At 41.7% G+C, this 13623-nt stretch carries 10 protein-coding genes; 7 read left to right on the forward strand and 3 right to left on the reverse strand.

Annotated features, from left to right (window positions below):
• Nucleotides 1-2: 2 nt before the first annotated feature.
• Nucleotides 3-1670 (forward strand): alpha,alpha-phosphotrehalase, encoded by a 1668-nt coding sequence (gene treC / locus PT287_RS06275; RefSeq protein WP_277133528.1) that lies wholly within the window; start codon nucleotides 3-5, stop codon nucleotides 1668-1670.
• Between the two features lie 53 nt (nucleotides 1671-1723).
• On the opposite strand, the gene PT287_RS06280 is transcribed toward treC, so the two are convergent.
• Together PT287_RS06280 and PT287_RS06285 are read right to left on the reverse strand one after the other, a co-directional pair.
• Nucleotides 1724-4123 carry a Xaa-Pro dipeptidyl-peptidase gene (locus PT287_RS06280; protein ID WP_277133529.1) on the reverse strand — a complete coding sequence of 800 codons (2400 nt, stop codon included), beginning with the start codon at nucleotides 4121-4123 and terminating at the stop codon, nucleotides 1724-1726.
• 73 nt (nucleotides 4124-4196) lie between these two features.
• The gene (locus tag PT287_RS06285; protein WP_277133531.1) at nucleotides 4197-4565 is read right to left on the reverse strand and encodes an arsenate reductase family protein; all 369 of its coding nucleotides are present in this window, start codon (nucleotides 4563-4565) and stop codon (nucleotides 4197-4199) included.
• Nucleotides 4566-5334: 769 nt separating this feature from the next.
• Here PT287_RS06285 and PT287_RS06290 point away from each other — a divergent pair.
• Nucleotides 5335-6297 carry a D-2-hydroxyacid dehydrogenase gene (locus PT287_RS06290; protein WP_277133532.1) on the forward strand — a complete coding sequence of 321 codons (963 nt, stop codon included), beginning with the start codon at nucleotides 5335-5337 and terminating at the stop codon, nucleotides 6295-6297.
• Nucleotides 6298-6376: 79 nt separating this feature from the next.
• Here the strand turns inward: PT287_RS06290 and PT287_RS06295 are convergent, their stop codons facing one another.
• Nucleotides 6377-8143, reverse strand: a complete 1767-nt coding sequence (locus PT287_RS06295) for an oligopeptide ABC transporter substrate-binding protein (RefSeq protein ID WP_277133535.1) — start codon at nucleotides 8141-8143, stop codon at nucleotides 6377-6379.
• 287 nt (nucleotides 8144-8430) lie between these two features.
• Here PT287_RS06295 and PT287_RS06300 point away from each other — a divergent pair, with 287 nt between their 5' ends.
• From PT287_RS06300 to PT287_RS06320, 5 genes are read left to right on the forward strand one after another with little or no spacing between them, the layout of a single operon-like run.
• On the forward strand, nucleotides 8431-9348 hold the full coding sequence (locus PT287_RS06300; RefSeq protein WP_277133536.1) for an acyltransferase domain-containing protein: 918 nt from the start codon (nucleotides 8431-8433) through the stop codon (nucleotides 9346-9348).
• Nucleotides 9349-9353: 5 nt separating this feature from the next.
• Nucleotides 9354-10997 carry a malonate decarboxylase subunit alpha gene (gene mdcA, locus PT287_RS06305; protein ID WP_277133538.1) on the forward strand — a complete coding sequence of 548 codons (1644 nt, stop codon included), beginning with the start codon at nucleotides 9354-9356 and terminating at the stop codon, nucleotides 10995-10997.
• Nucleotides 10998-11021: 24 nt separating this feature from the next.
• Nucleotides 11022-11321, forward strand: a complete 300-nt coding sequence (locus tag PT287_RS06310) for a malonate decarboxylase subunit delta (RefSeq protein WP_277133539.1) — start codon at nucleotides 11022-11024, stop codon at nucleotides 11319-11321.
• Entirely contained in the window at nucleotides 11311-12984 is a 1674-nt protein-coding gene (gene mdcD / locus PT287_RS06315) for a biotin-independent malonate decarboxylase subunit beta (protein WP_277133540.1), read from the forward strand. Before PT287_RS06310 ends, mdcD begins: the two co-directional genes overlap by 11 nt.
• Entirely contained in the window at nucleotides 12975-13595 is a 621-nt protein-coding gene (locus tag PT287_RS06320; RefSeq protein ID WP_277133541.1) for a malonate decarboxylase holo-ACP synthase, read from the forward strand. The genes mdcD and PT287_RS06320 overlap by 10 nt, the downstream gene beginning before the upstream one ends.
• Nucleotides 13596-13623 lie beyond the last annotated feature (28 nt).

Raw genomic sequence — 13623 nt, forward strand, 5'->3', positions numbered from 1 at the left:
CAATGGTTAATTTAGGTAAAAAGATAATCTATCAGATTTATCCCAAATCTTTCTATGATGCTAATGGTGATGGTGTTGGTGATATTCGTGGAATCATTCAAAAAATTCCTTATATCAAAAAATTAAATGTTGATATGGTCTGGTTTAATCCTTTTTTTGTTTCGCCGCAGCGCGACAATGGCTATGATATTGCGGATTATTATCAAATCGACCCGCTCTTTGGCACAATGGCGGACTTTGATGAGCTGGTTGCCAAATTAAAAGAAATTGATGTTGATGTAATGCTGGACATGGTCTTTAATCATTGTTCGACTAGCAATATCTGGTTTCAAAAGGCTCTGGCAGGCGATGAAAAATACCAGAAGTTTTTCTATTTACGTAAAGCCAAAAAAGATGGCAGTTTGCCGACCAATTGGCAGAGTAAATTCGGCGGTCCTGCTTGGGCTAAGTTTGGCGATACCGATTATTACTATTTACATCTCTATGATCCAAGCCAGGCTGATCTTGACTGGCACAATCCTGAGGTAAGACAGGAAGTATACAAGGTAATCAACTTTTGGCGTTCTAAGGGGGTAAAGGGCTTCAGGTTTGACGTAATCAACGTCACCGGAAAGGCGGACAAGTTAGTTGATTCAACTGATCCAATAGAAGAAAAGAGTCTCTACACTGATACGCCAGTAGTCCATAAATATTTAAAGGAAATGAATGCGGCCAGTTTTGGCAAGGATCCTGATAGCATCACAGTTGGGGAAATGTCTTCAACAACCATAAAAAATTCGATTGCGTATTCCAAGCCCAGTGAGCATGAATTATCAATGGTGTTTAACTTTCATCATTTAAAAGTTGATTACAAAAATGGTGAAAAGTGGACCAAAATGCCGTTTGATTTTATGAAACTGAAAAGTTTGTTAACTCAATGGCAAGAAGAGATGGACCAAGGTGGTGGCTGGAATGCTCTGTTTTGGAATAATCATGATCAGCCAATGGCCTTGAGCCGATTTGGCGACCCCGGAAAGTACAGGGCAAAGTCCGCCGAGATGCTGGCGACGGCAATTCATCTGATGCGGGGGACGCCATACATTTATATGGGGGAAGAAATCGGAATGACCGATCCTGATTATTCTTCAATCAATAGTTATGTTGATATTGAAAGTAAAAATGCCTTTAATAATTTGAAAAAGCAAGGCGTGTCGGATCAGGAAGCCTTTGCCATTGTTCATGCCAAGTCTCGTGATAATTCGCGAACGCCGATGCACTGGGATAATCAAAAATATGCTGGTTTTAGCAAGGTCAAGCCGTGGCTAATGCCGAAAAATCAGGCGCAGATTAATGTCAAAAAGGAACTGACGCAGGGAGAAATCTTTAACTATTATCAAAAACTAATTAAGTTACGTAAGAATGAAGATTTGATCTCAGATGGCCATATTAAAATGTTTTTGAAATCTGATCAGAGTGTGCTAGCCTATGAGCGTTATTTTGATGATGATTCACAAAAAATAATAGTCTTTAATAATTTTTATGGTCAAGAACATGTAGTTAGCGTGCCAGAGGAGTATTGCAATCAGACTTACCAAGTTTTAATTAGTAATTATCAAGAAGATGAAGTTAAAATTAATCGCTCTCTGCATCTAAGACCTTATGAGGCACTGGCAATAAAAATTATTTCTTAAAATTAAAAATTCGTTGGAACTACTGAGTTCTAACGAATTTTTTGATTGTTGAATTATTTTTGACTAAATTTAATTGCTGTCTTTGCAAGATCAACTGTATAAGTTACTTCTTCAAGTGGGCGCTTAGTCATGCCTTGGTCTGTGGAATAGATGATTAGGCACAGGCGACTGCCAACAGGAAGCCGATAGTAAGTTGGCTGCAATTTAAAGGTCAGGTCATAAAACTGCCTGGCTTCAATCGCAGCAGGCTTTTTCATATCGGCGTAATTTTGCAAATTCATATGTGCTTTAGTAATTAATTTAGCATGAGTCAGCTTGTCCGGCATAAACTCTTGCAGGGTATCGGTACCGAAGCGATAGCCGAGTTCTTGCCCACCAGGCATTAGGAATTTAGGCGTGGCTGTCAGGCGCTTGCGGTCACCTAACTCAACTAGGGCAACTGAGAGTTGACCCTTGTTCAGACTGGAAGAAACATGAACTGTAACTTCTGGCCGACCAACGATTGTTACGGGATGAATAAACTCGTCGGTGGTAAAGCGCAGGCTTGATGATGCCCACGGCTGCTTGCCACAGATAAATTGATATTGCCAATCACTTTCAGAAATATGGGCTTGCTTAAATTTTTGCCCGCCAACATCAACAAATGCTAGTTGTTTTTTGCCATTGCCATCTTTTTGCAGCTCACCATCATCAGTTGGATAATAAGTCGTTTCTTGGCCTAAATCATCACTCCAATCAGCTTCTTGATGCCAAACGTCAGCTTCTAAATTGTCTTGAATCATGACGGCTGGCCACTGCTTTTCAGCACCATTATCAACTTCAAGCAATTCATGAACAAACCAGAGGTTCATCAGGTCAGTAAAGTCAATTGAAACCAGGTTGTTCATGTTGTAATGCGGCCCCTGATGTAGGAACAAGTGTGGCTTAATTGGTAGCGGTAGATTCTTGACTTTCTGCCAAATTTTGTAGACATTCTTCGGCTTAACATTCCAGTCATTGAGACCGTGAACACTAATCCAAGAGCATTTAATATTGTCTGCATGGTGGCGATAGTTGCGTGCTTCCCAAAAGTCCGAATATTGACCTGTTGTGCGGTCTTCTTTAGTTAAAAGTTGCTGCTGCATGGCGTCATATTTCGGCTTGATCTTCAAGTAAGAGCCTGCGTCCCAAAGATTAGACTGACAGGTCTCGGCAAGCAAGTCCATGTCTTCACCTTGGCAGGCCTCAGGAGCAATTACTAGACCGTGCTCACGGTAATAGTCGTACCAAGAGGAGATTGCGGCTTCAGAAACAACGGTTTTCAGTCCCTTAACGCCAGTTGTGGCAACAGCGATTTGCAGGGTGCCCAAGTAGGAGCGACCGGTCATGCCGATATTGCCGTTGCACCATGAAGCCTTAACTTGATGAGTGCGATTGCGATCAGTATAAGCAACACGATCGCCGTGCAGCCACTCGATAATTTCCTTGGCACTTTCGGTTTCTTCAGGAGAACCCGTAATGCGTAAACCATCAGAGCCGCGAGTTCCGATGCCACCGGCAAAGACACTGGCGAAGCCGCGGGCAAGCATGTACTCGTTAAATGTGTAAGATGATTTGCCGACAGCTTCTTCGGTTGTGGCATGATTTTCAGAGCTAAACTTTTCGGCCTTTACTCGAGCTGCAGGCTCATATTGCGGATTAGTCCATTCAGTTGCATCACTCAAATTCTCATCGACACTGTGATTGCGTTTAACGTTGTCAATGACACCGCCAAAGTAAGGGCTAGCAGTATAGAGTGCGGGGACCTTCATCATTTCGCTTTCCACTGGACGAAAAATAGTTGTTTGTAATAAGTCTGATTGACCATCGCCATCGGTGTCGAGGTCACTTTCCACATAAACAACTTCGCGAATAACATTGCTGGTATCAAATACTGGCAAACTTTTGCCGTTAAATAAAATAAATTTGCTCTCAGGGTCACCAAGGAGTTTTCCGTGAAAGTAACCTTTACCAGCCATGACATCAATTAATAGTTGGCCGTTTTTAGCTCGGGTGTTTAACAACCGGTAACAAGCATGAATTAGCTCATCCTTGTTATTAATGTTAGAAACTATCGGTAGGGCTTGCTTGGTCATGAAGCCGAGTGGGTCAGATAGCTGATAATCGTAGTAGACATGGTAGCCTAAGAGCTGCAAGGCAACGTTATAAAATTGGTCTGGTGTAATGCTTTCAGGATTTGCTGCTAAAAAGTCGGCCAAGGTTTGTGTCTCTGAGACGGCAAATTCGCCCAGCTTAGCTTGTCTTGCAGAGTCCTCCCAAGGCCTAACTTCTGCCAGCGTGTTCTCGACAAGTTCTGCCAATAACTCGCTAAAAGTCAGTTCTTGATAATTTTCTGGTAAAAATTGAATATTAAGTAATTCTTGCACTTGCGTTTTAAAGTCGGTTTCGACATATGCATATTGATTGTATTTCATACTGTGCTCCTTTTTTATTTCCTATTATAAAGGTTATTGCAAGCATAGAAAATAGGCAAAATAAAAACGAGCATTAAGCTCGCTTTGATAGCCAAGTATCTTTGTAAACATCTTCGTTAAAGCCGCAGGTTAGTTTGTCGCCATCAATCACTAGTGGCCGTTTGATTAGCTTGCCGTTTTTGGACATCATCTCTGCTGCTTCATCAATTGTCATGTCTGGTAATTGGTCTTTTAAGTGCAGTTTGCGGTAGTCCATGCCGTGGGTGTTGAAGAAGTAACGCAATCCGCGGTCCTGATGGGCAGTCATCCAGTTAACTAGGTCTTCTTTTTTAGGTGGCTGCTCTACTAAATCTTGAAAGTCGACGTCAACATCATGCTCGTGCAGCCATTTTTCAGCACTGCGCGAGGTTGAACAACGTTTATAACCATAAAATTTAATCATTTTTATACCTTCTTTTTATAGTAATCATAATTAATTATAGCAATAAGTGAGGAAAGGCTGTAGAGTTAGCAATTATTTTTAAAAAAGAATTTGTATTAAGAATATTATGTTCTAAAGTCGCTAGATGCTATTCTTTATAGATAGCTACAAGTGGAAAATATAGCAATAACAGATTATAGTTTACCTAAATAAAAAATATACTAACATTAAAAATTGTATGCTATAATGGCAAATAATAATTACATAGTAATCACCAGCTCGCCAAAGCTAAAGTGATTACTTTTTGTTTCTCGTAAAAAATAGTTTGATTACAAAAAACAATCTTGCTAAAGCAATAATCCAGGTAGTTAAGGACTTTGTTGCATTCGTTAAAGAAGATAACAAGTAGCTTACCACTGTAAAGATAATTGCTAAATGCAAGATAAAAAGTGCAATACCCATAAAGGTATAGGGCTAACCTCCTTTCATTAGGATTTTGCATTAGGTGTAAATACACCATAAGCACCACCTCTTTTGAAAGAAATAGCCACCAACTTTAGCTGTTCTGTAATAAATATTATATCTAAAAAATGAATATAAAGAAATACAATTATAAGTTTTCTTATTTTAAATTTCAAAGCTGTTCTAGCAGAATTTAAATAAAAATGCTGGCAATATTTTAACTATTTAAGTATTGTGTTAAAAACAAGCAATTGAATAATAATTTGGTTAATTAATTGCTATAATAGTCTTGATTAAAACTCTTTACGGATAGAAATGAGGAAACAGCATGAAAATTGTAAATTTGGATAGTTATGCTTTGAACCCTGGCGATCTTGACTGGACACCACTTAAAGATTTTGGCGATTGTCAATTTTATGATCGGACTCCGATTGATGATGATGCCGAAATTTTAAAGCGAATTGGTGATGCTGAAATCGTGTTAACCAATAAGACGCCGCTTGATGAGCATGTGATTAATGCAGCACCAAACTTAAAGTATATTGGTGTGACGGCCACAGGCTACAATGTGATTGACCTTGATGCAGCCAAAAAAGCTGGTGTCACGGTAACTAATGTTCCAAGTTATAGTTCAGATGCCGTGGCGCAATTTACTTTTGCCTTGCTGCTAGAAATTTATAATCAAGTTGGCTTGCATAACAAGCTAGTTCATGAGGGTAAGTGGACGAGCAATCCCGACTTCACCTTCTGGGCTAAGCCATTATCTGAACTACAAGGCAAGACGATTGGTTTAGTGGGCTTTGGTGCCATTGCAAAGCGGGTTGCTGAAATTGCTCATGCGTTTAGAATGAACATTATTTTCTATAATCATCGTCCTAAAGAAGTTCCTGGTCCTTGGGTTAAGCAGGTAAGTCTTGATGAGCTTTATAAGCAAGCGGATATTATCACGCTTCATGTACCACAAACTCCAGAAACAACCGATATGATTTGTACAGCTTCAATTAAAAAAATGAAGCCTGGTGTTGTCATTATTAATACAGCTCGCGGCGGTTTAATCAATGAAGCCGACCTCGCTGCTGCTTTGAATGATGGTCAAGTTGCTGCAGCTGGAGTCGATGTTGCTCAAGCTGAGCCGATTCCGACAGATAGTCCATTGCTGACAGCCAAGAATTGCTACATTACACCACATATTGCATGGGCTCCGCGGGAGACACGCGACCGACTTTTACAAATTGTGTTTGCCAATCTGCGTGCTTACCTGAATGGTGAAAAATTAAACGTTATTGAATAAAACAAAAGGCCAACTTTTCGGATTTGAAGAGTTGACCTTTTTTCATGCAAAATTAAGGAGTAGTTTGGTTTAAAAATGACTATTTAACAAAACCAACTTTATACCAAAGTGGGTGGTTGTTGTTTGATTGTGCTGGTTCTTTTGAATAACCAGTAATGTCGGAGTTAACGGCAGTAATTGTATAGGCATTATCAATTGGAATTGCCCAAGCTTGGTCAGCCATATACTTTTGCCATTCATGGAATTTTTGCACCCGGTATTTGTGGTTGAATGCCTTAGGAGAATCGATTTCGCGTAATAACTTATTATTTTCAGGAGTTACATACCGCATATAATTTAAGATTGAAGTTTCACTATAATACGACTGTGGCGATGGTTCACTCGGTAGGCCCCAGCCAGCCATATACATGTCAATTGTCGGGTCATCGTTTTGAATTTTATCATAGAATGAATTAAATTCAGTCAAGCGACCACCAGCCAACTTAACATTCAAACCAATCTTGTGCCATTGCTGCAAGTAATTTTGAACAATTGGCTCTTGGTTGGTGTCACCACTCATTGCGGCAAAGGTGATGGTCAGAGGCTTACCATTTGGTTGCGTGCGCCACTTGCCCTTTTTCTTGAAGCCCGCCTTATCCAAAATATTGTTGGCCTTTTTCAAATTAAAGTTAAAGCCGGGATTTGTCTGGTCCGAATAATCACCGTATTGTGCCGGAATTAGCGTTGGCACCCGGAACTTAATTCCATGAGTGTAATGCTTATCGACTTGGTCAACATTCATTGCGTAGCCGATGGCTTGTCTGAGAGCTTTGTTATTCATTTTGGCGTTTTTGTTCATCACGTTCTTATTCTGCTTGGCGTCCCATTTACCAACTTTGAAACCAATATAGTGGTAAGCCAGCGGAATTTGCGCGATAAAGTTGACGTTCTTGGTGTCCTTAACTTGCATCCATTGCGTCGGAATAATGTCGGCCACGTCGAATTTGTGGCTCTTAATCGCCTGCGTTGCTGAATTAGGGGTAACAACTTGGAGAATAATCTTATTTAACTTTGGCTTGCCACGCCAATAATACTTATTAGGCGTCCATGTAACTGATTGCCCGCGAGTAACTTTGGCAGCCTTGAAGGGCCCAAAGAAAAGCGGCTTTTTTCTAATTTGGTCAGAAGATACCAATTTGCTAAACGGAACATTCTTTAAGTAATGGTAAGGCTCAGCGGTTTCCCAGAAGTAGCGGTTACCACTGTTGTACATACCCGGCTTTAATTCATAGAAATGAATGATAATGGTTCGGCCGTTTTCACCTTCGGGCATTTCAATCCCAGAAATACTGCTAGCCTTGCCATCATGATAATCCTTCAGGCCCAAGATATTTTCCAAATTCTTGTTATAACGCTCAGATTTGGAAGCCTTATTGGCAATAATTTCGTAAGGATATTCCAAGTCCTTGGCGGTTACTTGCTTACCATCCGACCATTTAACGCCTTCTTTGACAGTAATCGTGACCGTGTTATTCTTGCGGTTAAGTTTTAAAGTGGCTGGGCCTTTGTCAGTAATTCGGTAATGATTATCGGTATCAAAGAGTGTTTCTGCACCGGGGCTAGCAACCTCGGAATCAATATCACTGGTTGATAATTCGTTAGAAAAAATCCCAGAAAACGGGGTGTCAGTTTCTAATGCTAACTTCAAAGTACCACCTTGTTTAGCGGCTTTAGCTGGGGTAGATTCCGGTAATTTACTAACTGATTTACTTTCATTTGTGGTGTCACTGCTCTTACCACAAGCAGTTAAAACGAGTGCGGCTGTGGTTATAATTCCAAGGGAACTTAATGTTTTAAATTTTCGCATAGTTTTGCTCCTCTATATTTAATTTAGTTTTAATAAATTTGTTATAAATTTTAGCATATTAAATTAATAATTGCTAAATATTTTTAATATTTATGGATTATTAATAATTAAAGCAGTGCTGGTATACTTATTAAATCGAGATTAATGATAAACATAATATATTAAAATATTAATACTAAAAATGAAATTAATCGTAAATTAGCTAACTTATAGTAGGCAATAAAATCCTTTTTTCTGTTAAAAATAAAGTTTAAAATTGACTTAGGTAACTTGATAAAAGAAAGAAGATGGTCTTTTTGCGGGCATTATGGTTGTTTCCAGGACAAGGTAATCAATTTGCTGGGATGCTGGCTCACGTCACTTCTGAATTAAAAGAGCACGTTGAGCAATTGTTGGGGCTGAAATTAGTGGACACGGCAGAAGGCTATCATGACTCGGTTCAATTGCAAGTTAGCATTGCGTTAGTACAAGTTGACCAGATTAATCAGCTAATTGCTGCTGAAAATAAGCCTGATTTAGTGGCAGGTCACAGTTTAGGTGCTTTTGCGGCAGCCTATGCAGCTGGCAGCATTAAGCAAGATGATTTGTTTCGAGTTGTTAAACACCGCGCAAGCTTGATGCAGAACGCGTATCCAAGTGGCTATGGCATGGGAGTTGTCGCGGGTTTAACTAGAAGGCAGTTGGCTCCGTTAGTGGCACAGATAAACTCTCCTGCTAGTCCAGTGTTTTTGTCAAATCAAAACGCAGCTAACCAAACCTGTATTTCTGGTAAGCTGACGGCAATTGATCAGGTATTGCAATTGGCCAAGCAAAGCGGTGCCGTCATCGCACAACGATTAAGAGTGCCGGTGCCATCGCATTCACCATTGATGCAAAAGGTGGCAGAACAATTAGAGCAGGAAATTGCGCAAATTACGATTGCTAAACCGCATTGCCGCTACTTAACTAACTATTCGGGGCGCAGCGTTCGCCAAGCAAAGTTTGTGGCCACGGATTTAATTAATAACTTAATATATCCGGTATATTTTGAAGACATGATTAATGTGGCGCGGGATTATCAGCCAGAAGTAATTGTCAACTTTGTGCCGGGTACGCCATTTACGACGATTTTGCACCAAACATTTGGCGGTTTACGACAGATTAACCTTAATCAAACAAGCGTTGCCGATGCGATTTACCTATTAAATAAATGGAAAAAGAGGTAGTAAAAATGAGTAAAAGACGAAATTGGGCCACACATCGTGAGGCCAAACAGCAAAAATTGACTAATGCTAGTCAACTATTAGATGGTAAGTTTGCTAAAACCGAAGATGCCACAGCTGTTTTGGAAGCTCTGATTAATCCGGGTGATAAGGTTGTGCTGGAAGGAGATAACCAAAAGCAGGCCAGCTTTTTGTCTAAAACATTGGCCAACGTTGATCCAGAAAGGGTCAATCATTTGCACATGATTATGAGCAGTATTTCACGGCCTGAACATTTGGATCTTTTTGAGGATGGGATTGCCAGTAAAATTGATTTTTCGTATGCTGGTCCGCAAAGTACGCGGGTGTCGCAGATGATTGCCGATGGCACTCTGCAGGTTGGCGATATTCATACGTATTTGGAATTATATGCCAGATTATATATCGACTTAATCCCCAATGTTGTTTTAGTTGCTGCGGATAAGGTTGATCGCGCGGGCAATTTGTACACGGGCTACAATACCGAAGAGACGCCGGTAATTGTTGAAGCAGCTGCCTTTCATGACGGCATCGTGATTGTGCAGGCAAATGAAATCGTCGATCAAGTTCCGCGCGTTGATATTCCAGGAGATTGGGTCGACGTGATTATTCCCGCAGATGAGCCGTACCAACTTGAGCCGCTGTTTACTCGCGATCCGCAAAACATTACGGAGTTGCAGATTTTGATGGCAATGATGGCAATTCGGGGCATTTATGAAAAGCACAACGTGCAGTCAGTTAACCACGGGGTTGGCTTTAACACTGCGGCGATTGAATTATTACTGCCAACCTATGGTGAGCAGCTGGGTTTAAAAGGCAAAATTGTTCCTAATTGGGAGGTCAACCCAACACCAACGTTAATTCCGGCAATTGAATCGGGCTGGATTGAGTCAATACACTCTTTTGGCGGTGAAGTTGGAATGGAAAAATACATTGCTGCTAGGCCGGATGTTTTCTTTGTTGGCCCTGATGGGACAATGCGCTCAAACCGTGCTTATGGCCAAATGGCGGGGCAATACGCGCTCGATATGTTTGTCGGGTCAACATTGCAGATTGACCAGTATGGTAATTCTTCGACAGTAACTCACGGGCGGTTGTCCGGCTTTGGTGGTGCGCCTAACATGGGGTCGAACCCAACAGGACGGCGGCATTCCACACCTGCTTGGCAAAGTTTGCGTCCTGACGATAATCCGTTAGGTAAGGGACAAAAGTTGGTAGTGCAAATGGTAGAAACTTTTGGCGCTAATAAAAAGCCGGTTTTTGTCGATCAGCTCGATGCAGTTGAGGTGCAAAAAGAAGCCAAACTGAAGAACGTGCCGATCATGATTTATTCCGAGGACACAACGCATATCGTCACTGAGGAAGGCATTGCCTACTTGTACAAGATTGATAGTATGGCGGAACGGCAGGCAGCCATTGAGGCAATTGCTGGTGTGACGCCAGTTGGCTTGCGTTCTAATCCGGCAACAGTTAAGGATTTGCGTCAACGTGGCATAGTTGCTTTTCCTGAGGATTTAGGTGTGAAAAGAAATCAGGCAACGCGCTCGCTATTAGCGGCGCAAAATATGAAAGACCTTGTTAAGTGGTCCCAGGGTCTGTACACGCCACCAGCTAAGTTCCGTAGTTGGAGTTAAATTTAATAGAGGAGAATTAAAATTATGGAGAAGTTACATTTTAGTTTTGCAGCACATGAGCCAATTACGCGGCCTGTCCATGTTGGTGTTGTTGCTTCCGGTGATTTGGAAATAATTATGCGTCCAACTATGGCAAAGCAATCGGAGCTTGACATTATCACTGGCAGTGATGGCTTTAAAAAAGTTTGGCAGAATGTTTTAGAACGCTTTTTTGCTCGTTATCCGCTGCTGGCCAAGTTTGAAATTAATGATTATGGCGCTACACCGGGTGTTGTAAATTTGCGTCTTACTCAAGCAATGGAGGCATTGAAAGATGAACAATAGTTTTGTGGAATTGCATGCTCGTCAAAGAGCGGAGGCATTGCTTGACCACGGCTCAACGAGAGAATTAATCGGGCCATTTGATGACCTGATTTCACCACACTTAGAGCCGCAAAATATCGTGCCAGAATCTGATGACGGCGTTGTGATTATGAAGGGGTTGATGAAGGGCAAGCAGGTAGTTGTCATTTCAATTGAAGGTTCATTCCAAGGCGGCGGAATTGGTGAGGTCTCTGGTGCCAAAATTGTGGCGGCGCTGGAGCACGCATTAACTGATAATCAGGCAGGAAAAACTATTTATCCAATTTTGATTTTGGATACAGGTGGCGTACGGCTTCAGGAAGCAAATTATGGGTTGCTTTCAATTTCTGAAATTCATAATATAGTCATTGCCTTGAAGAAGTACGTTCCGGTAATTGGTTTAGTGCCGGGGCGCGTTGGTTCGTTTGGCGGCATGTCAATTACCAACGCACTATTGTCGTACGTTATCGGTACGGATAAGGCGCGAATTGGCTTGAATGGTCCCGAAGTAATTGAGCAAGAAGCCGGTGTGCGTGAGTGGGATTCTTCTGATAAAAATTTAATTTGGGACACTTTGGGAACCAAGCAGCGACAAAAGACCGGCATTATTGATGAAGTTACTGCAGATGATGTTGACTCAATCAAGCAGGCAATCTATGAGGCAATCTGCAATAAAAAGGATAGTCACCGCGACGAGCGTAGTGACTTCTACTTATCGCTACTGGACTATCTTGATTTAAAAAAGCCGCTGGATATTCCAACTTATAATCAGTTGTACCAAGCAGTTGAAGTTAAACCACATCATTTGGCTGCTGCAACAACTGGTAGTGAGCCTGGGACAAAGTCTCGTGGTCGCAATTGGTTTGAGTTGTTAACCGGTATTAAAAATGCTACTAGTCAAGTAGCCACGGTGTTACATGCGCAAAAGGATAATCGGGAGTACATTGCAATTGTGCCAGATGCCCATAATCGTTTTCCGCGGGTTCGTCACGGTGAAGTTGGTCTTGAAGAAGGTTTTACGGTAGCTAGTGTGGTCAATGATTTAATTGCGCAAGATAAGGAAAAAGCACAGAAAACGCCGATTGTAATGATTGTCGATGTGCCCAGTCAAGCCTATGGTTATAAGGAAGAATTAATTGGCATTCACATGGCTTTGGCTGCTAGTGCAAGTGCATACGCGCGGGCAAGGCAGAGTGGACATAAGCTAGTGGCGTTAATTGTTGGGGATGCAGTTTCCGGTGGCTTTTTGGCACATGGTCTGCAATCTAACCGGTTAGTAGCATTAGATGACATGAGCATCACGGTTCAGGCGATGAGTAAGGCCTCAAGCGCGCGGATTACGCAACGAACGATTGCGGAAGTTGAAGAAGCTACTAAGCATGTTCCAGCGATGGCCTATGATATTGAAAATTACCAAAAATTAGGTGCTCTGTACCGCTTGATCCCGCAAGTTAAAGGCTACGATTGTAATGAGCAAGCGATATTAACGGTTAAAGCAGCTTTAGACGATGCCTTTGCTAGCCTAGAGGGCGCGCCAACTGACCTGTCTTTCCGCTACACCAACGAAATTGCTGTTAATGGTACGGCTGGCGGTCGCAAGGCTACTAATCAAGTGCGGAAGCTGATGGCTGAAGAATGGCATTAATTCCGCCGCATACTTTAATTGAATTGGCAGATGTTGCCTCACTAAAACCGCAGCCCTTACTGTCATGGCCACAAAAAATGCTCACACAGGCACCTTATGTCATTGTCAGGCGTGGCAAACAGGGTACGCAAATTCCGGTTGGCATTCGTGGTTTTACTAAAAGTCAACGCTTTGCAGCCTTTTTACCGCGCAACAAGTGGCGAAAACTGATCAGTCCGCAGCAGGCACTAACCTATTTACCTAAGTTAGCGCAAGAGCGGGCCCAATTACCAGCTTTTACAAAATTGCAAAAAATCATATCATTGCTCAATAACTATGATTGGGGAGTTAGTGGCAGCTTGCAGTTTGAGCTGGTTACGGGATTGCCTGTAGTTAGTTTGACTTCAGATATTGATGTTATCCTGACGAATATGCAGCCATTGTCGCATCAAGAAGCGCGCGCTTTAATTGAGCAACTGCAAGTAAGTTATCCAGCAGTTCATGTTGATATTCAGGTTGTCAGCGGTCAAAATGGCTTTTCATTAGAAGAATTTGCGCAGCAACGTTCAACAACAATCTTATTGAAAACAGCAACGGGACCCAAGTTGGTGAGTGATCCCTGGCAATTTTGAAAAAATAAATAACCCCTGCTTTGTAATG

This window comes from Lactobacillus sp. ESL0679, assembly GCF_029433515.1.
Taxonomy (GTDB): Bacteria; Bacillota; Bacilli; order Lactobacillales; family Lactobacillaceae; genus Lactobacillus.